Raw genomic sequence first — 21,748 nt, 5'->3', positions numbered from 1 at the left:
CATCAACCGTGCCGCCACTGCCAAAGGCGGCCGTAGCCTACTCGACGCGATGAACGTTTGGTATTTATGTAAGTAAATAAAGTGTTGCAGGCGTGTAGAGGGCCGCCGCAGCGGCCCTTTTGCATCAGAACATGGTGTTGTCGTTGGCCGATTTTTCCGGCACATCCTGATTGACGTCCCAATGCTCGGTGATTTTCCCCTGATCGTTCACCCGATAAATATCCACGCTGGCGGTGCCGCGATCCTGCGGGTTATTTTGATATTTGACGTGAACGTAGACCAGATCGCCGTTGACCGCGCTGCGGTATATTTTAGCGCTGTACTGCGGGTTGTCTTTGAAGGTCTGGCTGAAGAAATCGAGGAACGGCTTGATGCCGTCGCCGACGAACGGGTTATGCTGCTTGTAGTTTTCCACAATCAGCTTCCGCGCCACGCCGATGTCATGGCGGTTGAAGAAGCCCGCGTACAGATCTTCCACCACCTTCAGCTTTTGCTGAGCATGATGATAACCGCCCTTGCCGGCCGATTTGTAAGACGCCGCCTGATCCGTTGACAGCGCCGGGTAACTCGCCAGCAGGCCGCCGACGATCGCACAGGTGATCAATGCCTTTTTCATAACTGCTCCTTAGTTTCCTGAGTGACCTACAATTTTCAGCTGCCCTTTCAGATGGGTGAAGCTGCCGTCCTTGGCGGCGATGTTGGTGTACACCTCGCCGCGCTCGAAGTCCTCGATATGCGTCACGTTGTCGCCGGACTGTGGCTCATGCCAGTAGACCATGTAGACCTTCGGCCGAATTTCCACCGCGGTGTACTGCACGGTATCGGTGATGCCCTGCGACGCCTCGCCGATGCCGGTGAAGGTCATGGTCTTGTCATCGGTAAAATCCAGCTTGAAGGCGAAATCGCCAAAGGTCACCTGCACCACTTTACCAACCGCAATAAACTGCCCGTGCTTTTCCGTCATCGTCGCCGCCTTACTGTTTGTCAGGGAGGTTTGCGCCGCCTTAGCGGCAGGCAATGCCAGGGGGAAAGTCAGGGCTATCGCCAGCGCGACGCCCGTTCGCTTCACTGTTTTCATCGTTCCTTCTCCTTTCCGTGGTTGAAAACGAGAATCATTATTATTTCTTAACGATTAGCGGAAATATAAGAATAATCTCTATTCCCATCAGGCACCTGACGACGCCAAAAGAGGGTGAAAAATCGCCGTGAAATGGCGTGGCAATAGCGCGTTCTGACCCTTGGTTTTTACGCAATGAACGGGATTACTGTTTTCAGGATGAGAGATAGCTCGGGGATTCGGTAGGTCTATAGCGCAGATAGCTTTAAGCTAATGCGAATTTGTTCTTAAGCCGCCCGCCGCAGGGAAACGGCGGCGAACGGCGCGGCGTTTAACGCAGCCAGGGCGTATAGGTGACGCCAACCAGCAATCCTTCCGGGCTGAGCAACCGGGTAACGCTTTGCCCCCACGGCTCTTCACGGTTGGCGACCAGCAGCCGATAACCGCGATCGATTAGCCCTTGGGTGGCTATCGCCATGTCGGCCACGTCAAATTCGATCCACGCCTGCGGCACCGCGAGATCCGCCGGCCAGCGATCGTCGCCAAAACAGGACTGCGCCGCCTGCGCCAGCGGCCACAGGGCGAAGTGTTTCACCCCGTCCAGCGCGCCCTGCTCGGCCAGCAGATAGCTCTCGTTGCCCGGCATCGGCTTGAGCGGCAGCCCCAGCGCCTCGACATAAAACGCCTTGCTCGCGTCGCTCTCACGCGTGATCGGCCCGAATCCGGCGACGAACAACACGCCCAGGCCCGCAAATTGTTGATCCATGCTTGCACTCCCTTCCGGTTAGCGCCCCTGCCGCACCTGCAGCGGAGCAAATCCATAGGCCGCCTTGAAGCGGTTGCTGAAATGGCTGGCGGAGCTGAAGCCGCACGCCAGCGCGATCTCGGTGATCGGCTGCTGGCTGTGCCGCAACAGCTGTTCCGCCCGTTGCAGCCGCGCGCGCATCACGAACTGATGCGGCGCCAGGCCGGTCGAATGTTTGAACATGCGGGCGAAGTGGTACTCGCTCAACCCGGCCTGCGCCGCCAGATCGGCCAGCAGCAGCGGCCGATCGAGATGGCTTGCGATATATTCCCGCACCCGCCTGGCTACCGCGGGGGCCAGGCCGCCGCGCGCCGTCGGCAGCGTCCACTGCAGCTGGCTGTAGCGTTGGATCAGGTGCGACATCAGCAGATTCGACGCGCTGCTGAGCGCCAGCAGATTGGCGCTGTCCCGCCAGTCGCAGTTAAGCAAAAACTGGCGATACAGCAGCGTAATTTGCGGATCTTCGCCGAAGCTGCGCGGCTCCACGTTGATCGCCGCCGGGCTGCGATCCCAGGTTTGCTCCGCCAGCCGACGCAAATGCCCGTCGGTGCAGTACAGATGCACGAACGACAGATCGCTGCGCACATCCCAGGTAGATGCATACTGGCGCGGCATGATGCAGAACCGATCCGGCCCGCCGCCGTTGCGCCAGCCGCCCGGCACCTGCTGGTAACACTCATAGCCGTCGGCGACGTACAGGCTCAGGGTATGGTGGTCGGCGCTTTCCTGCGTGACGCGATCGTTGCAGTTGGACCAGGCCGCCAGCTCCACGCCGGTGCCCAGCAGCACGCTGCCGTGCAACCGCGCTTTATGCTCACGCAGTGTTTCAAACGCCTGATAGTTGGACATCGCCGGCCCCGTTGTTCGACATGCCGACAGTGTAAAGAGTGGCGCCTCGGCATGCCAGCGGCCGCCCCGCGCTTTTGGCAAAAAAGCGCAAGAATATGCAACTGGGCGCAAGGCGCTGCAAGCGCCGCCGCACGCCAAAGCGGATACTGCGCCATCGGCTTTTTCGGAGTGAATAGAATGAATGCGCTGTTGTACCTCGCCGTGGTGCTGATTTGGGGCACCACCTGGATTGCGATCACCCTGCAACAGGAAGGCCCGGTGGCCATTCCTGTCTCGATAGCTTACCGCTTCGCCATTTCCGCCGCGGTGATGTTCGCCGTGCTGTTGCTAACGCGCCGCCTGCGCCGCATCGCCCCGCGCGATCATCTGTTCTGCGTGCTACAGGGCTGCTGCGTGTTCGGCTTCAACTTCTTCTGCTTTTACCACGCGGCGGCCTATATCAGCAGCGGGCTGGAATCAGTGATCTTCTCGATGGCGGTGCTGTTCAATGCCCTCAACAGCCTGCTGTTTTTCCGCCAGCGCCCCAGCCCCAACCTGCTGCCGGCGGCGCTGCTGGGGTTGACCGGCATCGTGGCGCTGTTCTGGCAAGATCTGGCCGCCACCCGCCTGGCGCCGGAGCTGCTCAAAGGCATCGGTCTGAGCGCGCTCGGCACCTACGGCTTCTCGCTGGGCAATATGATCAGCGCGCGTCATCAACGCCGCGGGCTGGATATCTTTTCCACCAACACCTACGCCATGACTTACGGTGCAATGCTGATGGCGCTGATCGCCCTGGCGCAGGGCGCATCGTTCCAGATCGAATTCAGCAGCCGCTATATCGGCTCCCTGCTGTACCTGGCTGTCTTCGGGTCGGTGATCGCCTTCGCCGCCTACTTCAGCCTGCTCGGCCGCATCGGCGCCGGCGCGGCGGCTTACAGCACTCTGCTGTTCCCGCTGGTGGCGCTGACCATCTCGACGATCTACGAAGGCTACCAGTGGCACTTCAACGCCGTGCTGGGGCTGTGCCTGATTCTGCTGGGCAACCTGGTGATGTTCGCCAAGCCGGGGCTGAGGTGGCGACGGGCAGGTATGCCAAAACAAAATTCAACCCTTTGAAGCCATTGGCGAATATCGTTATCATCAGGTTTTGTTGATAACGGATGATGGCCAATGCTCAGAAGCGATGATGTGACACCCCGCGCCTACAAACAGGTGGACGTTTTCACCGCCACGCCGCTGCTCGGCAATCCCGTGGCGGTGGTGCTGGAAGCCGAAGGGCTGAACGACGCGCAGATGCTGGCATTGGCCCGTTGGACCAACCTTTCGGAAACCACCTTTGTGCTTAAACCGACGCACCCGGCGGCGGATTATAAGGTGCGCATCTTCACTACCGAAAAAGAGCTGCCCTTCGCCGGCCACCCGACGCTGGGCACCGCACACGCCCTGCTGGAAGCCGGATTGGCGCCTAAACGCCCCGGAACGGTGATGCAGGAATGCGGCGTCGGCCTGGTGGCGATCAATATCCTGCCGGAAGGCGCATTGGCGTTCGCCGCGCCCGAAGTCAGTTTTCGCGCGATGGCGGTTGAGGAAACAGAACGGCTGATGGCCGCTTTACAGCCGGCGGTGATTGAAGCCGATACCCTGCCGGTTATTGTCGACATGGGCATCCGCTGGCTGATGATACGCCTGCCGGATGCGCAATCTTGCCTGGCGGTGATGCCGGATCAGGCTATGATCGAACAGTTGCAAACCGCCTGTGATGTGGATGGCGTAGTGATTTATGGCGCCTGTTCTGCGGCCGAACCGGCAGATTACGAAATGCGCGCATTTATGGTGGAATGCGGCGCCTTGATCGAAGATCCGGTAACGGGCAGCGCCAACGCCTGCCTGGCGCGCTTGCTGAAGGCCAACCGCTTCCCCGACGGCGACCGAACCGCGCAGGGCTACCTGGTGCGCCAGGGCACCCAACTGAAGCGAGATGGCCGCGTGAGCGTGTGCTTTATTGACGGCGAGCCCTGGATCGGCGGGCAGTGCCGCACCCTGATTAATGGCACATTGGGTATTTAGTTTGTCGGCGATCGGCGCCAGCGGCAGGTGCGCGTCGATGTCACTCTGCGGGCTGCGCTCGCCCAGCAGGTTATCCGCCACAGCCGCGCGCCCGGTTTACCTTGATTGGGTTCGCGGTGTTGCAGCAGGCTGCATGCTCTACAATAAATACTTTGAATATTAATTTTCTATGATTCTTTATTTTTAAAGAGCTGAAGATTATCTATTCACACTTTAATTTTTTCATATAAATTAGATGTTATCTGAAAGCAGACCATTATAAAATGGTTGCTCATTAGCCACCGATAGACAACACTCAGCACAAAAAACCTTGATTTAGTGAATTCATTGCTTCCAATGAAAGCCCGAAAAAATCAGTGTGCGGTTGCGGCTAAACAGAGCATCGTAATGGTCTGACATGCCAACCAATCTCTAAAAAATGCTCTATTTAAATTATTAAAAAAGCGCCCAATTAATTGAGAGTCGAGCACCTTTTAGTACATTTTTCATTTAACCAAAAGTAATAAAATCAATGCTTCGTCACCAAACGATATAGCCCCTTTATTGATAGCCTCTACCGCCAATAAAAAATTATATCTAATATCGTCAGGCAGAGAATTTATTCCATTGATTTTCACCAGCAAATACTCATCCTTATCTAAGTGTATGCTAGTCATTCCATCATCAGGAAATCTAAGGCTATTTAAACAGTCAACAAAAGCGTTGAAGTTATTCCTATAAAAATCTGGAAAACCAAAAATCCTATTCATTTCATCATGAAATTCATCATCCGTATTTATTTCTGAAAAATCAACAACTACTCGTTTAAACTTCATCATTTCCACCCTGAGAGATCTATTTCTATAAAGGAATCGTAATGATCATGACTGTAGTAAGCTTTCCCTGTCGCTTTATCAACAACAAGCGGTAGTACTGTTCGTACAGGCCGTTGCATCGGCTGATCAGGTTGGTCTGCGCTCGCCCAGCAGGTTATCCGCCAGATCGTACACCAGCCGCGCGCCCGGTTTACCCTGATTGGGTTCGCGGTGTTGCAGCAGGGGGCCTTTGATGCAACTAACAATCTAATGTTTTTACTCTTCCTTTTTTATTTTTAAAGAACCTAATATCTCCTTTTCAAGCTTTGATCTTATATCTCATATTTAATACTGCACACTAAAGAGCCCCAAAGAAAGGATCCTTTCGCAGCTTGTCGGTCACTCTTCTTCGATGCACTCATCACTTATGATCGATAATCCATCAAATTGATTAAACGCATTCTTCAAGAATTTGTACCTGCTGAGTTTTTCTGGATTCTTCCCATTAGTGAAAGACACCTTAATTATCGTGCTAAACTCTTTGTTATCTTCCTCTAACCACTCATTAGAGTGAGGAATATAATTATCAGTAATGGTTAACTTGTCCGCATAAAGGCCAGTATATGCAAAGTAAACTCCAAAATAGGAGCTGTCATACTCCGAACAAGTTATATCCCATTTATCGTCCAGTAATTTGCTCGCTTCTTTTTTTGATATAATACTACCATATTTTAAAAAATATAATTTTTTCATAATTTATCCACCACATTTACCAGGTATTCTAGTTCCCTTTCCTTTAGCCTTAACTTCAGCAGCAGACTCAAAGACCATTGCGTTCACAGGTCTACCTCCTGACATTTTGGATAATTTTTGCAATGTATCATCAATACCTAATTTCTTAGCCATTTCACTACCCATATCAATTGGTCCATTGCGCCCTCCTTTTCCTATTCCCAGCTGCTCTGCTTTTTGATATAGCTCAGGATGTGAAATAGCAACGTCAAAATCACTAACACGGCCAACATCAAATGGTTGACCTGTAGAGAAACTTACCCCCGATACGGAGCTTCCTTGCATATATGAAACTGTGCCGGGATATCCTAATTTACTCATTCCTGCCTGTAATGCTTCACCGAACTGTTTAAATTGGCCGAAACTATTAAAGCCATGTGGAACTCCTTCTACAGATAACCCCAACGGATCCACCCACATCAGCGGGTTCGGCGCATACTGATACAGGTTCAACCCGCCGCGCAGCCCTATCGGATCCTGCGTGGTGAAACGCCCCACCTCGGGTTCGTAGTAGCGGAATAGGTTGTAGTGCAGGCCGCTTTCGTCGTCCTGATATTGCCCGGCGTAGCGCAGCGGCTGCTGATATTGCGCGCCCTGCCGCTTCGCCGCGCCGGCCACCGTCTGGCCCTGCAGCTTGCCGAAGGTGTCGTATTGCCCGGACCAGCACAGGTTGCCCGCTGCGTCGGTCACTTCCAGCGGCGCGCTGTTCAGATCGGTGTGATACCAGTAAATATCCGCCGAGCGGCTGTCGCCCGCCTGCTCCAGCGCCGCCAGCGGGCTCCACGGGCTGGCCGGATCGTAGCTCCAGCTGCGGCGGCTGCCGTCGTCGCGCTGCTCCTGCAGCGGCCCAGCGCGTCATAATGGTACTGCGCCTCGAATTCGCCCTGCGGGCCGCGGAAGTGCGCCTGCACCTGCCAGTTGTCGGCGATCGGCACCGGTGGCAGGTGCGCGAGGATGTCGTTTTGCAGACTTATATAAACCAGTTCATTCTTATTTCTAAAGAACGCCTCGCTGAACCTAATTTTTTAGCGTTAAAGTATATTATTTACCTCTCTCATTCTCACAAGCCACTTTTATTTGAAATTAGATGCTTCCATTTCTCAAGATACCCCTCAAACTCATCTATACTCGAAACAATCATAGACTCCTCGGTGTACTCATTAAAAATCTCCACACCGTTAGGTTTAATAGTTATAGTATGAGAGTTCCCCGTCCCCTCCCAAAATGGCAGAGCCCCAGATCTTACAAGCTTACAGGCCTCAATAAACTCATTGACACCATAGATACTTCTTTGGATATCATCCTTTAAAAAGTCAATCAGTATCCTAAAATCACCATTGGCTTCTATAGATGGATAACCGTCATCACCAATAAAAAATCTCATCCCCACCTCCATTACATTATTGGGAAAGCTGTATTAATATTCCCACCAGAATCCAAATAGCCACCAATTTTCACGCCACTCGGAGATATACCTTCCCATTTTCCATTTGGCATGACCGAGCCATTATTATATGCCCCACGGACTTCGGACATTACTTTCTGCCTGTTCCATGATGTTGGGAAAAATGTAGATTCTGGCCCTTTTTGTACCCATTGCCCACTAGTAGAATCGAATATTTCCACTTTACCTTTATATACGCCATGAGCGTTTGGTGGTGTCGTGACTTGAGTTACTCTAGCTTTTCCTAGATGCCCAATGCTTCCTTCATGATGGAAACCAACAGCACGACCTCGGCGGTTAATCTCACCATGAAAAATATGTTTAGCGTTTACACTCTGACACCCAGCTAATCCCAAAGGATCAACCCACGTCAGTGGGTTCATGACATAAGCATATAAATTCAACCCACCTTCCAGCCCTATCGGATCCTGCGTGGTGAAACGCCCCACCTCGGGTTCGTAGTAGCGGAACAGGTTGTAGTGCAGGCCGCTTTCGTCGTCCTGATATTGCCCGGCGTAGCGCAGCGGTTGCTGATATTGCGCGCCCTGCCGCTTCGCCGCGCCGGCTACCGTCTGGCCCTGCAGCTTGCCGAAGGTGTCGTATTGCCCGGACCAGCACAGGTTGCCCGCTGCGTCGGTCACTTCCAGCGGCGCGCTGTTCAGATCGGTGTGGTACCAGTAAATATCCGCCGAGCGGCTGTCGCCCGCCTGCTCCAGCGCCGCCAGCGGGCTCCACGGGCTGGCCGGATCGTAGCTCCAGCTGCGGCGGCTGCCGTCGTCGCGCTGCTCCTGCAGCAACCGGTATCCCTGCCACAGGAAACGGGTCGTCTGTTCGGTTTTGCCCTTGTAGCGCACCGCCTTGCGGCTGCGGCGGCCCAGCGCGTCGTAATGGTACTGCGCGTCGAACTCACCCTGCGGGCCGCGGCCATGCGCCTGCACCAGCCGGTTGTCGGCGTCGTAGCGGTAGTGCTGTTCGTACAGGCCGTTGCGCCGGCTGATCAGGTTGCCCCAGGCGTCGTAACGGTAAAACAGTTTTTGCCAGTGCGTCAGGCGGTTGTCGGCGATCGGCGCCAGCGGCAGGTGCGCGTCGATGTCGCTCTGCGGGCTGCGTTCGCCCAGCAGGTTATCCGCCAGATCGTACACCAGCCGCGCGCCCGGTTTGCCCTGATTGGGTTCGCGGTGTTGCAGCAGGCGGCCTTCGGCGTCGTAACCGTAGTGCACTTCACCGCGCAGCGCGTCGCTCACCCCGGCCAGCTCGCCGCGGCCGGTGTAGCGATAGGCGCGCCACAGCACGCCGTCTTCCGGCCGGGTCAGTTTATCGTGGCCGAAGGCGCTGCTCTGCCAGCTACGGCGGCCCAGGGCATCGTAACGCCGCTGCTGCTGCAGCGCGCCCTGGCTGCGGCTGGTTTCCCGGTGCAGGCGATCGCGGGTGAATTCGCTCACCACCTGCTGGTTGAATTTGATGGCGCTGGCGTGGCCGGAGCCGTAATACAGCCACTGCAGGCGATCGCCCTGCGGCAGCGTCAGCGCCTGCAGGTTGGCCAGCGCATCCCACTGGTATTGCAGCTCGCCGTTCACGCCCTGTTCGCCGAGCAGCCGCCCGGCGGCGTCATAGCGCATCTGCACGCTGTCCGGCTCGATGCCCAGCGCCGCGCCGCTCGCCGTCGGCAGGCGGTTCAGCTCGCGCAGCCGCCCCATGGCGTCGAAACGGTAATGCCATTCCGCGCTGGCGTTGCCGCGCCAGACCAGTTGCCCGGCCTCGTCGAAGCGGAAGCGCTGTTCGCGCTGCGTCAGCTCGCCTGCGCTGCCCGGCAGGCCGACCTCGCGGTGCTCCTCCAGCAGCCCGGCCGCGCCGTAGCGATAATAGTGGCGGGTGTCGTCCGGGCGCTCTTCGGTCAGCACGCGGCCCACCGCATCGTAGCTGAAGCGGTATTCGCCGCCGTTGCCGTTCTCCAGCCGCGTCAGCCAGCCCTGCGGGCTGTAGTGATAGCGCCGGGTGCGGTTGATGCGATCGGTGATGCTGACCGGCAGCCCCAGGGCGTTGTACTGCCAGCGGGTCAGGCTGCCCAGCGCGTCCTGATGTTCGGCCAGCTGGCCGTGCGCGTTCCAGTTAAAACGCTCTTCGCCGCCGTCCGGGTGGATCAAGGTATGCAGGCGGCCACCGTTATCCCACAGGTAGCGCGTCTGGTGGCCTTCGGCATCGGTTTGCGCCGTCAGTTGCCCCAGCGCATCGTAGGTATAAGCCGTGACGCTGCCGGAACAGTCGGTGTAGCGCGTCAGCTGGCCGCGGGCGTCCCACTCCAGCTTCACTTCCCCGCCCAGCGCGTCGATCACGCCGGCCGGCAGGCTCTCTTCGTCATCCGGATAGCGGTACAGCGTGGCATTGCCCAGCGCATCGACATAGCGCGTCGGGCGCCCCAGCGTGTCCCAGTGCTGCGCTTCGCTGCTGCCGTCCGGGTATGCGACGGCGAACAGCCGGCCGCTGTTGCGCGAATATTGATAGCGCGTCACGCGGCCGAGCGGATCGGTCTCCGACAGCAGGCGGCCGTAAGGATCCCATTCGCTCTGGCGCTGCGCGCCGCCGGGCAGCAGCACGCTGCACAGCTCGCCACGTTGGTAGATAAAGCCGTAGCGGCGCTGGTCGAAATCGGTGTACTGCGCCACGTTGTCGTCGTCATCCAGCCGCCACTCCGCCCGTTTGCCGTCGCCGCGCACCGCGCTGCGGCGCCCGCCGGCGAAGTCATAGCCGAACTCAAGGGATTCTCCGGCGCTGTTGCGGTAGGCCGTCACGCGCGGCACGCCGTCGATCTCTTGCCATTGGTATTCGTTCAGCAGCCCGGCGGCGTCCTGGTGGCTGATCATCAGGCCGTCGCGCCAGCCAAAGCGGCGCGTCACCTCACCGGCGCGGTTGCTCACCGTCGTCAGTTGGCCCTGCTCATCGTAACCGTAGCGCGCCAGCGTCCGTTCGCCTTCGGCGGTTTGCAGCGCCACTTCGCGCAGGCGGCCCTGCGCATAGCGGCACATCAGGCGCTGCCCGGCGCTGTCCACCAGTTCGCTCAGCAGCCCCTCGTCGTCGTAAAACAGCGAGGTGGCGTTGCCGATGGCGTCGGTGATCATGCTGAGCCGGCTCGGCCGATCGCCCGCCAGCGGCGGATAGTGGAAAATCTGTTCGCCGACGTCAAACAGCTGCCAGCTGCCGTCGTCGTTGTGCATCAGCCAGCATTTTTCGGCTTCGCAGTAGGCTTTGTGGCCGCGCGGCACCATAGGGAAAGCGACGAAGTCGCCGGAAGGCGCACGCCACACCAGGCCGTCCTGATACGGCTGCAGGCTGCTCTCCCAAAACAGGTTCCAGCCGCGGCCCAGTACGCCGTCGCCGGGGTTGCCGCTGCGCCAATAGCGCTGCCAGGCGACCGGCAGGCGCGAAGGCAGCACGAAATCGAGATCGTCTTCGCCGTCGAGGAATTTCTGGCCGCTGACGATATCCACCGGCCGGGCGATAATGCCGACCGCGGCGGTGGCGGTCATCAGGGTGCCGGCGCGGCAGGCGATGCGCGCCAGTTTGTTGATGCCGGGCAGTTTGCCCAGCAGTTTGCCGAGCGCCCCCAGCTTGCCGGCGGCGCCGCCCACGCCGCCCACCAGGCCGGCGAACAGCAGCGTCAGATCGGAGACCTTATACAGCCAATCCGGCACTTCGGGCTTGATTGGCAAGGTGGTGACGGTGCCGCCGCCGATAAACACGTTGGGCGAACCTTCCATCACCTGCGCGTCGCAGTTGGTTTTGTCCCCCACGCGCGAGGCGGGCTGGCCGTTGATACTGACCTTGTCGGAGCCCTGCGCCATCTGCATGCTCGGGCCGTCGTCGCTGCAGGCTACCTGGCTGTTGGTGGCGAGCGCGGCGGGTTTACCGTTGATGAAGACGTTGGGAGAGCCGGTGACGATATTGCCTTTGGGGGTCAGGCTACCGGCACCGGCGTCGGCAATGCCGTCACGCGCCGCGGTGGCCGCCTCCCCGGTGAGATACCCCACCGCCAGGCTGGCGCCGATGAGCAACACGCCGACGCCGATACAGGAAGCCGCCAGGCCGGCGACGAACAGCGCCCCCGCTGCCAATGCGCCTGCGGCGGCGATCAGGCCGCCGACAATCGTGCCGGCAATCATGCCGGCCAGGGCATGGGAGTGCCCGATGGTATCGCCGACGCGGGCCGCTTCGGTCATCGTAAGGTCCTTTTACGCAAAGAGTTCATCGTTATGCCGCCCGGTAGCTGCTCAGCACCTGCTGCAGCAGCGCGTCGTCTTGCGGCGTCAGCTTGCGCGCCATCGCCAGGGTGAACACCAGCACCCGGCCTTCCGCCAGCGCAAACACCGCCTGGTTCTGCCAGATGCGTTTGCCGTCGCGCAGGTAGCTGGCGCGTACCCACTCACCGGCGGCCAGCCCATCGCCCAGCGTCGCCGGTTCGCGGCTTTTGAACGCCCAACCTTTCAGCCCCTGCGCCAGCGCATCAAGCTGGCGGGTGACGTAGCTTTCCAGGTTCTCCGCCGGCTGCAGCGCATCGCGGGAAATATTGACTGAGGGGGAAACATCATCGCCGGCCAACAGCACGTTGACGGTGCGATCGGCATAGCCTTCCGGCAAAGCGACGCTGCCTTCGCTGAAAGCGCAGCGGGATAAAGCGGACATGCGAGGATCCTTTTGCATAAATAATGCTTAAGCATCGCATAACTTAGCCTTGAAATAAAACCATCAGATACGGCGAATGTTGCACGGCGTGACCCCGTTCACTGTGAAAAAGACCGTTGTCGGAATCTTGCCGAGAATCAAACCGTAATATTACAGAATTATCTGAAACCACTGGCGCGCCGACGCGCCGATTGTGGCTATACTCGGCTATCGCCCTTTTCAGGAGATCAGGATGCTGAGATTAACCCGTAGCACGCTGCTGTGCGCCACGCTGGCCGCGTTCACCGCCGGCGCCGCCGAAACGCCGAAATTCGGCCCGGAGCTGCAGGGCTTTCACTACCCCTACCCGTTGCAACAGTTCAGCTTCACCTCGCAGGGGCAGCCGTTAAAAATGGGCTATATGGACGTGCCGCCGGAAGGCGCCGCCAACGGCCGCACCGTGCTGCTGCTGCACGGTAAAAACTTCTGCGCCGCCACCTGGCAGGACACCATCAAGGCGCTGAGCAAGGCCGGTTACCGCATCATCGCGCCGGATCAGATCGGCTTTTGCTCCTCCACCAAGCCGGCGCATTACCAGTACAGCTTTCAGCAACTGGCACAGAATACCCACGGGCTGCTGCAGAATCTTAAAATCAGCAAGGCCATCGTCATCGGCCACTCTACCGGCGGCATGCTGGCCACGCGTTACAGCCTGATGTACCCGCAGGCGGTGGAACGGCTGGTGATGGTCAACCCGATCGGGCTGGAGGACTGGAAGGCGAAAGGCGTGCCGTGGCGCAGCGTCGATCGGTGGTTCGAGCGCGAGCTGAACACCACCGCCGAGGGCATCCGCAACTATGAGCAGCGCACCTACTACGGCGGCCGCTGGAAGCCGGAATACGATCGCTGGGTGGATATGCTGGCCGGGCTGAACAACGGGCCGGGCCACAGACTGGTGGCGTGGAACTCGGCGCTGATCTACGACATGATCTTCACCCAGCCGGTGTATTACGAGTTCAAGGATCTGCAAACGCCCACCACGCTGATGATCGGCACCGCCGACACCACCACCATTGGCAGCGATATCGCCCCGCCGGCGGTCAAGGCCGCGATCGGGCATTATGACGTGTTAGGCAAACAGGCGGCGAAACTGATCCCGCACGCCACGCTGATCGAGTTCGCCGGGCTCGGCCATGCCCCGCAGATGGAGGAGCCGGAGCGTTTCCATCAGGCGCTGCTCAAGGCGCTGCAACCCTGAGCGGCCGGTTGGCGCAGCCGGCGCGCGGCGGCTAAACTTTCAGCTGGCACTCAATTGCAGGAGACAGCCATGCGACAGATTATTGCCAGCGCGTTCGTCAGCCTCGACGGCGTGATGCAGGCGCCCGGCGGGCAGGACGAAGACCGCAGCGGCGGCTTTCGCTTCGGCGGTTGGACCGCCCCCTACTGGGATGACGCCGTCGCGGAAACGATGGGCGAACTTTTCTCTGCGCCTTTCGATCTGCTGCTCGGGCGGCGCACCTACGATATCTTCGCCGGCTACTGGCCGCATATCACCGACGAGGCCGACCCGTTTTCCGCCGATATCGCCCGCACGTTCAATCAGGCGGCCAAGTACGTCGCCACCCATCGCGGCGAGACGCTGACGTGGGAGAACAGCCAGTGGCTGGGGCGGGACATCATCGCCCGGCTGCGCGAGCTGAAGCGCACCCAGGGGCCGGTGCTGCTGGTGCAGGGCAGCAGCACGCTGATGCAACAGCTGCTGGCCAACGATCTGGTGGATGAACTGCGCCTGCTCACCTACCCGGTGCTGCTCGGCGCAGGCAAGCGGCTGTTCGATGACAACGCCGCGCCGGCGGCCTTCACGCTGACCCACTCGGTGGTCTCGCCCGGCGGCGTCATTGTGGCCCACTATCGCCGCGCCGGCGAGGTGGCCATCGGCGACTTCACGGTGGAAAGCGCAGCGGCCCAGTCGTAAAAAAAGGGCCGTTCGGCCCTTTTCTCTTTTCCTTCCTCGCCCTCAGGCAAACAGAATATCGCTCTGCTCCACCTGCCCGACCACGTGGATCTTGAAGTCGGCGGCGTAGCTGTTGCTCTGGGTGTTCATCAACAGATCGGTAGTGCCGTTGAAGGCGTCGAAGTTGAGTTGGATCTCGCCTTTCTGGCCGCTGAAGGCGCTGCCGCTGTCGATAAAGCGCAGCTCGCTCAGGCTGTTGTTGAAGCGCAGGCCGGAGAGATCGATCTTGTCGATGCCGTGCTCGAAGTCTTCAATCACGTCGAACGCCGCCACCGTGGACTCTTTGGCGTTGAGATAGACGAAATAGTCGGTGAAGTTGTTGGCGTCTTTGCCGCCCCACAGATGGTCTGCCCCCCGCCCGCCGTACAGGATGTCGGAACCGGCGTTGCCCGCCAACAGGTTGTCCTGATCGTTGCCGATGATCAGATCGCGCCCGCTGCCGCCGATGGCGTTCTCGATGATCGCCCCGCGCGCGATGGCGACGTTCTGCGTGCCGCCGCCGACGCTGGAGAACGCGCCGTCGTTCAGGTTGATCATCTGCTGCTGGCTGTAGCCGGAGAAGTCCAGCGTGTCGTTGCCGCCGGCGTCCCACACCGCGAAGTTGACCGGTTTGCCGTTGTCCGCCGTGGCGGTCAGGAAATCGCGCCCGGTGTTGGAGTTGAAGCCGTACACCGTGTCGCCGGTGCGGGTGTTCATGTTGGCGCCGTACAGCTTCTGGATCGCGGCGATGTCATCCACCATCGGGCCATAGCCGTACACCCCTTTGGTGTCGGCGCCGGTGTAACCGGCGTTGAAATAGCTCATGATCGAGTATTGCAGCGAATCCTGATAATAAGCCGCGTCATTCTGGTAACTTGGGTTGCCTAACGATGCGTCATAAGATCCCGGATGCGCCAGCCCCAGGGCATGCCCTAGTTCGTGGGTGAAGGTCTGGCTGCTGAAGTCGCCGCTAACCGGCGCCTTATGGGTGGCGAAATTTTTGTTGAACCACACCGTGCCTGCAAAGGCGTTATCGCTGCCCGATTTGGAACTCGGCGGGTAATAGGCGTAAGCGTTGATGGCATTCGGGCCGCTGCCGGCGGCGGTGCTGCCGTCGGCGCGCTGCGTGAAGTAGGCGAAGGTGATGTCCGCACGGTGGTTGATATCGCTGGACGCCGCCTCGGTAAAGGTTACGTTCGCCACGTCGGCCCACGCCTGCATCGATTTCAGCGCCTGAGCCTGCGCCGCCTGGGTCAACGGCTGCAGCCCCTTGTCGCCGTCACCGGTCTGGCCGATGCGGTTCAGCGCGCTCTGCGTCAGGAAGGAATAGGTCAGCGCGACTGGCTGGTGATACACCTGGTCGCCGTTGTGCGTCAGACCCGGCCGCGTCAACTGATCGGCGGCGCGATCGAAGCTGAAGTTATCGCGGATTTTACCCAAATTATTAATCGCCGCCCCGCCGCGCTGGTTGCTGTACAGGTTAGCGTTGTCCAGCGTGAACAGCGCGCCGTAGCCCAATCCGTCATAGGGGCTGCCGGGCTGGTGATAGTAAAACTGATAGTTATGATCGTTGGGGGATGTGGCGGCCAGGCTGGTGAACTCATCATCATCTTGCAAAATGTCGTTGTGGCGACTGCTCATTGCATTCTCCTTTTACACACTAGGAATCCACTCGCTTTGTAAGACTATTCATCAGTCGTTCTTATCTAAGCCGAGGCTTAGGATTGACCAGTATAGTGACTCACCCCGGCGGCGCGAGCCCGCCCAGCCGGGCTTCGCCGCGCCGGGCGTTAAGAAGGAGATAACCATAACAATTTGTATTCTCACTATATTAATGAGAAAAATAAGCGCAATAACAGGTTAATCATTCGTCTTTTCGCGCGTTTTAGCGACGGTTAGATCAGAATAATCGAGGATTAAAAAACCTAATCCTTGCCTCATCATCCCGCCGGGAACGTGCTAAGGTGAGAACGGACAGCCGAAAGGAGTGACCCGATGCCAACCCATTTCCTTATGCGCGCCTTGCGCCGCGCCAGCCTGACAGGAGTCGTTATGAGCGTATTGTGCAGCAGTGCCCTGGGCAGTTCACTGCCGTTGCTGGAACCCGCCGCGCTGAAGGGCGACTGGCAGCTCGCCGCCATCGGCGACGGTAAAGCCGTCTGCGAGGTGCAGTTGAGCGACGAAGCGGTAGCCAACACCAACGCTTTCCGCTTCAGCGCCTCCGCCCAGTGCCTGCAGCCGCTGGCGCTGCACGCGCTGCCGGTCGCCTGGCGGCCGACGCCGGACGGCATGACGCTGACCGACGCCGAAGGGAGCATGGTGGCGTTTCTGGCCCTGACCGCGCCGAAGCGCTATGAGCTGATCGACCGCAGCGGCCCTTCACGCTTTGTGCTGATCCCGCGCTAATCCTTCAGGCGAACAGCAAGCCAAGCAGCGCGCCACCGGCCAGCACCCACAGCGGATGGAGGCGCTTGCTCATGCTCAACCCCGTCGCCAGCGCCACGATCGCCGCCAGCCGCCAATTGGGCGCGGAAGCCTCGGCGATCAAAAGGCCGCTGGCCACCACCAGCCCCACGGTCAGCGGCACCAGCCCGGCCTGCACGATGCGGCGCCACGGGCGATCCTTAAAGCGCCGCCAGGCGCCCATCACCAATAGCGTAACGATGGAAGACGGCCCGAACTTGGCGATCGAAGACACCAGCAGCCCCGCCCAGCCGGCCACGTGCCAGCCGACCAGCGGCACGATCATCATGTTCGGCCCCGGCGCGGCCTGCGCCATGGCGAACAGCGCGCTGAACTCCTGGGCGCTCATCCACTGATGCACCTCTACCACCTGCCGCTGCATCTCCGGCAGAATGGTCATGCCGCCGCCGAACGCCAATAAAGAGAGCTCGGTGAAGATCAGCGCCAACGCCATCAACACCCCGCTCATGACGGCCACCGCCACATCAGCAGAATGCTCAGCGGCGCCAGCACCAGCATGGTCGGCAACAGCGGCAGGCGCAGCCAGGCAATGGCGATCAGCGCCAGCGCCACAATCGCCAGCGCCGCCCACTTGCCGCGCAGCGGCAGCAGCATCTTAATCCCGGTCGAGAGCAGCAACCCGGCGGCGGCGGCGGCCAGACCGGCGAACACATGCTGCACATGAGGATCGTTTTGGAAGCGGGCGTACACCACGCCCAGCCCCACCACAATCGCCGTCGGCGCGCTGATGAGGCCCAGCAAGGCGCACAGCGCGCCACGCAGCCCGCGAAATTCCATCCCCACCGCCACCGACAGGTTGATCACATTGCCGCCGGGCAAAAACTGGCACAGGCCGAGCAGCTCGGTGAACTGTTCCGCGTTCAGCCAGCGCCGGCGTTCCACCAACATGCTGCGCGCCATCGGCAGTACGCCGCCGAAGCCGATCAGCCCCAACCACAGAAAGCCCCAAAACAGCGCCGCGTTGCCCGGCGCTGCCGCCGGGTGCGGTTTTAACGTATTGATATCTGACATGACATTGCCGTTCCACATCGCTTGTTTTGATGTCTGGTATCATGCGCGCCGCCGTGCCATGATGTCTAATGCATTCCGGAACAACGAAAGATACCCTTGAGGTATGGCTATGATTGAACTGCGTCGCCTGCGGGCGTTCGTCACCGTGGTGGAAGAAGGCAACATCACCCGCGCCGCCGAGCGGCTGTTTATCCAGCAGCCGCCGCTGACCCGCCTGCTGCAGGGGTTGGAAGACGAATTGGGCGTGAAGTTGTTACAGCGATTGCCGCGCGGCGTGCGCGTCACCGAAGCGGGCGACGTGCTGTTCGAAGAAGCCCGCGCCCTGCTGGCGCGCGCCGAACGCCTGCGCGAAGCGGTGCAGCGCGCCGCCCGTGGCGAGCAGGGCCACATCGCCATCGGTTTCACCAGTTCCGCCGCGCTGCACCCGTTCGTGCCCAACCTGCTGCGCCGCTACCGCGACATCCTGCCGGGCATCACCACTCAACTGGAAGAAGCCGGCAGCGGCGAGCTGATGGAGGCGTTGCTGGAACAGCGCCTCGACGCCGCCTTCGTGCGTTCGCCGGCCAGCGGCATTCCCGGCCTGAGCGTCGAGCCGGTGCTCAGCGAGCCGATGATCGTCGCCCTGCCGCTGGGCCATCGGCTGGCGCAAGAGACGCAGCAACCGCTGCCGTTGGCCGAACTGGCCCACGAGGCGTTTATTCTCTATCGCCGCCCGGCCGGCCAGGGGCTGTACGACGCCATTCTGGCCGCCTGCCACCGCGCCGGCTTCAGCCCGCGCATCGTGCAGGAAGCGCCGCGCTTGCCGGCCACCCTCAGCCTGGTGGGCGCCGGATTAGGGGTGTCCATCGTGCCCGGTTCCATGCGGCGGCAGGGCGGCGACGGCATCGTCTACCGCACTCTCGCCGCAGAGGCGCAGCTCAGCGCCCCGCTTTACCTGGCGCTGCGCCGCAGCCCGGCCTCGCCGATCGTCGAGCGCTTTCGTCAGCTGGTGCTGGAGACCGTGGGGGCGTCATAAAAAGCCCAAACGGCCAATAAAAAATGACGTTCGTTTATTATTTATTTAAGCCTGTGAGCGGTGAAAATTAATTCCAATCCATGACTATTCAACTTACGGTTAATTAATTAAACCCGCTCTCACTTAGTAACAAACGCAAACAAATAAGCGCCTACGCAATACATTCCAGCCACTAGGATTTAAGGGTCACAGCCTGTTCCCGCCGATGACAAAAAATCATTTCAATGGCGCTCGCGCCTTCCCTGTCGCCTGCCTCTGCGGGCGCACGGTTTTATATTGGAGAAAATGCTATGCTATCGCGTCGTGATATATTGAAAGTCTCCGCCGTCAGCGCGGCGGCCGCCGGCATGATCGGCGGCATCGCCAAAAATGCCGCTGCCGACGACCATCGCAATATCGTGCCCCCCAGCAGCTATCAGCCGCCTGCCGATGCGCAGCATCTCTATAAATACAAATTCACCGACAGCAAAAAGCGCAGCCTGCCCAGCGGCTGGGCGCGCGAAGCCACCGTCGAGCAATTCCCGATCTCCGAGGGCGTGGCGGGCGTCGACATGACGCTGGAGCCGGGCGGCGTGCGCGAACTGCACTGGCACGCCATCGCCGCCGAATGGGCGTTTATGCTCGAAGGCCATGCGCGCATCACCATTCTCGATCCAGAAGGCAAATGCGAGGTGGCGGATTTCGGCCCCGGCGACGTCTGGTATTTCCCGAAAGGTTACGGCCATTCCATTCAGGCGCTGGCGGACGGCGCGCATTTTATTCTGGCGTTCGATAATGGGCATTTCTCCGAATTCGGCACCTTCAGCATTACCGATTGGGTGGCGCATATGCCGAAAGAGGCATTGGAAAAAAGCGTCAACATGCCGGCGTCGGTATTTTCCAAGACCAAACAGGGCGAAGCTTATATTGTCGGCGGCGCCGTTCCGCCCGCATTGCCATTGCCTAAAAACGACGGCGGATTAAATAACGCCCCGCTGGCACACCGTTATGAATTAATGAAGCAAAAGCCGTTCTTTGAAAATGACGCGGGCAGCGTCCATTTGGTGTCGTCGAAAGAATTTCCCATTTCCACCACCATGACCGGCATCATCGAGATCGTGAAACCCGGCGCAATCCGGGAATTGCACTGGCACCCCAACGCCAACGAATGGCAATACTATATTGCCGGCAAAGGCCGCATGACGGTGTTCAGTTCGCACGGCCACGCGCAGACGGAAGAGTACGCCCCTTCGGACGTCGGTTACGTGCCGCAGGGCTTCGGCCATTACATCGAGAACATCGGCGATGAGGATTTGAAGGTACTGATCGTGATGGACAACGGCATTTATCAGGATATTTCGTTGTCCGACTGGCTGGCGAAAACCCCGGCCTACCTGCTGGCGGACAACTTCAATAATCAGGTTGAAGACTGGCAGGATCGGCCGAAAGACAAACGGGTGATGTCGCGGCGCAGCCGCTGACGCCGCGGCGAGGGAGAATCTCCCTCGCCGCTTTCTTTACTGCTTGCGCTGCTCCGCCACCTGTTTGGCAGTGACCTTGCCCTGCTTATCACCGAAGTGGCCGACCACAAAGTTGGCAACCGCCGCCACTTCCTCGTCGGAATACGCGCTGCCGAACGCCGGCATCATCTCATGCCGCTCGCCGACGCTGATGCTCGTCCCCTTCAGGATGGCCTGCACCACGCTGCGCCCCTGCGGATCGTTCACCGCCGTGCTGCCGACCAGCGACGCATACTCGCTCTGGCGGCCCGGCCCGTTCCACTGGTGACAGCCGCTGCAGTCGTTGGCGAACACCCGGCGCCCGAGCGAGCTGTCTTGCCCGCCCGGCAGGATCGGCGTGGAAGCCCCCGCGCCCTTCGGCTGCAAGTTCACCGCCGCCGCGCCGTCGCCGGCGATCGGCTCGATATCGCGCAGGTATTTCACCAGCGCCAGATTATCTTCCGGCGTCAGGAACTGCAGGCTGTTTTCCACCGCTTCCGCCATCGGGCCGGCGGCGCTGCTGCGCTCCGGCGCATGACCGGTGGCCAGATATTGCGACAGCTGCTGGTCGCTCCAGCTGCCGATGCCGGTCTGTTTGTCCGGCGTAATGTTGGCGGCGAACCACCCCTGCACCACTTCACCGCTCAGGTGCTTGCTCTGGTTAAGGCCGAACCCCAGATTGCGCGGCGTATGACACTCGCCGCAGTGGCCGAGCGCCGTCGCCAGATAGGCGCCGCGATTCCACTGTTCATCCTTGTTGAGATCCGGCGCGAAGCGCTGCTCCCGGAAGAACGCCAGGTTCCAGAATTTCATGCCCCAACGCTGGTTGAACGGGAACGTCAGATCGTTTTGCGGGTTGGCCTGTTTCACCGGCGGCAGGCTGAACAGATAATCCTTGATCGCCAGCACGTCGTCGCGGCTCAGCCCGGTGTACGAGGTGTACGGCATCGCCGGGTACAGGTTGCCCTGCGGGCCGATGCCCTCACGCACTGCGCGCACGAACTGATCGTCGCTCCAGTTGCCGATGCCGGTTTCCTTGTCGGCGGTGATGTTGGTGCCGTAAATGGTGCCGAACGGCAGTTTAAAGGCGAAGCCGCCCGCATAAGGCGCACCGCCCGGCGCGGTATGGCACGCCACACAGTCGGCGGCGCGCGCCAGGTACTCGCCGCGCGCCAGTTTGTCGGTGATGCCGGCCGGCGCCCCGGCGATCGGCGCCGCAGGCTCCGCGCCGGCAGGTCGCAGCAGCGTGTACAGCGCGTACCCTCCCGCCAACACCACCACGGCGATAATCAGCCATAACAGCCCTTTCAAGGCGTTGCTCATC

The 21,748-nt window shown here is 59.8% G+C and carries 20 protein-coding genes and 1 pseudogene; 7 read left to right on the top strand and 14 right to left on the bottom strand.

Going from position 1 to position 21,748, the window contains the following annotated elements; translation table 11 throughout:
- Positions 1–124: 124 nt before the first annotated feature.
- The 4 genes from J9788_RS04000 to J9788_RS03985 form a co-directional block, all read right to left on the bottom strand.
- Positions 125–616, bottom strand: a complete 492-nt coding sequence (locus J9788_RS04000) for a nuclear transport factor 2 family protein (RefSeq protein ID WP_033643018.1) — start codon at positions 614–616, stop codon at positions 125–127.
- Positions 617–625: 9 nt separating this feature from the next.
- Positions 626–1,078, bottom strand: a complete 453-nt coding sequence (locus tag J9788_RS03995; RefSeq protein ID WP_182264502.1) for a MoaF N-terminal domain-containing protein — start codon at positions 1,076–1,078, stop codon at positions 626–628.
- 310 nt (positions 1,079–1,388) lie between these two features.
- A complete protein-coding gene (locus J9788_RS03990) occupies positions 1,389–1,823 on the bottom strand; it encodes a glyoxalase (RefSeq protein ID WP_182264503.1) in 435 nt (144 codons plus the stop codon).
- An 18-nt stretch (positions 1,824–1,841) separates the two neighbouring features.
- Positions 1,842–2,711, bottom strand: coding sequence for a helix-turn-helix domain-containing protein (locus tag J9788_RS03985; protein ID WP_182264504.1), 870 nt, complete (start codon positions 2,709–2,711; stop codon positions 1,842–1,844).
- Positions 2,712–2,888: 177 nt separating this feature from the next.
- On the opposite strand from J9788_RS03985, the gene J9788_RS03980 reads away from it, so the two are divergent.
- Complete coding sequence (locus J9788_RS03980) at positions 2,889–3,806, top strand: DMT family transporter (protein ID WP_182264505.1); 918 nt, start codon at positions 2,889–2,891, stop codon at positions 3,804–3,806.
- A 54-nt stretch (positions 3,807–3,860) separates the two neighbouring features.
- Complete coding sequence (locus J9788_RS03975; protein WP_182264506.1) at positions 3,861–4,757, top strand: PhzF family phenazine biosynthesis protein; 897 nt, start codon at positions 3,861–3,863, stop codon at positions 4,755–4,757.
- 485 nt (positions 4,758–5,242) lie between these two features.
- Here J9788_RS03975 and J9788_RS03970 read toward each other — a convergent pair whose 3' ends face one another.
- The 6 genes and pseudogenes from J9788_RS03970 to J9788_RS03945 all read right to left on the bottom strand — a co-directional run bounded on the left by J9788_RS03970 (position 5,243) and on the right by J9788_RS03945 (position 12,464).
- Complete coding sequence (locus J9788_RS03970) at positions 5,243–5,575, bottom strand: barstar family protein (RefSeq protein ID WP_182264507.1); 333 nt, start codon at positions 5,573–5,575, stop codon at positions 5,243–5,245.
- Between the two features lie 375 nt (positions 5,576–5,950).
- A complete protein-coding gene (locus J9788_RS03965; RefSeq protein ID WP_182264508.1) occupies positions 5,951–6,304 on the bottom strand; it encodes a hypothetical protein in 354 nt (117 codons plus the stop codon).
- Between the two features lie 3 nt (positions 6,305–6,307).
- A pseudogene (locus J9788_RS25200) lies at positions 6,308–7,269 on the bottom strand (RHS repeat domain-containing protein); the annotation flags it as partial.
- A 134-nt stretch (positions 7,270–7,403) separates the two neighbouring features.
- Positions 7,404–7,727 carry a hypothetical protein gene (locus tag J9788_RS03955; RefSeq protein WP_182264509.1) on the bottom strand — a complete coding sequence of 108 codons (324 nt, stop codon included), beginning with the start codon at positions 7,725–7,727 and terminating at the stop codon, positions 7,404–7,406.
- An 11-nt stretch (positions 7,728–7,738) separates the two neighbouring features.
- On the bottom strand, positions 7,739–12,001 hold the full coding sequence (locus J9788_RS03950; protein WP_182264510.1) for an EndoU domain-containing protein: 4,263 nt from the start codon (positions 11,999–12,001) through the stop codon (positions 7,739–7,741).
- A 31-nt stretch (positions 12,002–12,032) separates the two neighbouring features.
- Entirely contained in the window at positions 12,033–12,464 is a 432-nt protein-coding gene (locus tag J9788_RS03945; protein ID WP_044031290.1) for a DcrB-related protein, read from the bottom strand.
- 232 nt (positions 12,465–12,696) lie between these two features.
- Between J9788_RS03945 and J9788_RS03940 the strand changes: the two genes are divergently transcribed.
- On the top strand, positions 12,697–13,701 hold the full coding sequence (locus J9788_RS03940; RefSeq protein ID WP_182264511.1) for an alpha/beta fold hydrolase: 1,005 nt from the start codon (positions 12,697–12,699) through the stop codon (positions 13,699–13,701).
- Positions 13,702–13,770: 69 nt separating this feature from the next.
- Positions 13,771–14,418 carry a dihydrofolate reductase family protein gene (locus J9788_RS03935; RefSeq protein WP_182264512.1) on the top strand — a complete coding sequence of 216 codons (648 nt, stop codon included), beginning with the start codon at positions 13,771–13,773 and terminating at the stop codon, positions 14,416–14,418.
- A gap of 42 nt (positions 14,419–14,460) precedes the next feature.
- Here the strand turns inward: J9788_RS03935 and J9788_RS03930 are convergent, their stop codons facing one another.
- Complete coding sequence (locus J9788_RS03930) at positions 14,461–16,077, bottom strand: serralysin family metalloprotease (protein WP_046898413.1); 1,617 nt, start codon at positions 16,075–16,077, stop codon at positions 14,461–14,463.
- 411 nt (positions 16,078–16,488) lie between these two features.
- Here J9788_RS03930 and J9788_RS03925 point away from each other — a divergent pair, with 411 nt between their 5' ends.
- A complete protein-coding gene (locus J9788_RS03925) occupies positions 16,489–16,842 on the top strand; it encodes a protease inhibitor Inh/omp19 family protein (protein ID WP_046898414.1) in 354 nt (117 codons plus the stop codon).
- 4 nt (positions 16,843–16,846) lie between these two features.
- Here the strand turns inward: J9788_RS03925 and J9788_RS03920 are convergent, their stop codons facing one another.
- Both J9788_RS03920 and J9788_RS03915 read right to left on the bottom strand, forming a co-directional pair.
- Complete coding sequence (locus tag J9788_RS03920) at positions 16,847–17,368, bottom strand: chromate transporter (RefSeq protein ID WP_046688471.1); 522 nt, start codon at positions 17,366–17,368, stop codon at positions 16,847–16,849.
- Positions 17,365–17,931 carry a chromate transporter gene (locus J9788_RS03915; RefSeq protein WP_182264513.1) on the bottom strand — a complete coding sequence of 189 codons (567 nt, stop codon included), beginning with the start codon at positions 17,929–17,931 and terminating at the stop codon, positions 17,365–17,367. The genes J9788_RS03920 and J9788_RS03915 overlap by 4 nt, the downstream gene beginning before the upstream one ends.
- 103 nt (positions 17,932–18,034) lie before the next feature.
- Between J9788_RS03915 and J9788_RS03910 the strand changes: the two genes are divergently transcribed.
- Together J9788_RS03910 and J9788_RS03905 are read left to right on the top strand one after the other, a co-directional pair.
- Positions 18,035–18,946, top strand: coding sequence for a LysR family transcriptional regulator (locus J9788_RS03910; RefSeq protein ID WP_182264514.1), 912 nt, complete (start codon positions 18,035–18,037; stop codon positions 18,944–18,946).
- Positions 18,947–19,236: 290 nt separating this feature from the next.
- Positions 19,237–20,406, top strand: coding sequence for a cupin domain-containing protein (locus J9788_RS03905; RefSeq protein ID WP_182264515.1), 1,170 nt, complete (start codon positions 19,237–19,239; stop codon positions 20,404–20,406).
- A 36-nt stretch (positions 20,407–20,442) separates the two neighbouring features.
- Here J9788_RS03905 and J9788_RS03900 read toward each other — a convergent pair whose 3' ends face one another.
- A complete protein-coding gene (locus J9788_RS03900) occupies positions 20,443–21,747 on the bottom strand; it encodes a c-type cytochrome (protein WP_182264516.1) in 1,305 nt (434 codons plus the stop codon).
- Between the last annotated feature and the right edge of the window lies 1 nt (position 21,748).

The organism is Serratia sp. X10, assembly GCF_017811775.1.
GTDB lineage: Bacteria > Pseudomonadota > Gammaproteobacteria > Enterobacterales > Enterobacteriaceae > Serratia > Serratia ureilytica.
The sequence above is the reverse complement of the archived record's forward strand: the minus strand, read 5'-3'. Positions and strand labels throughout refer to the sequence as shown.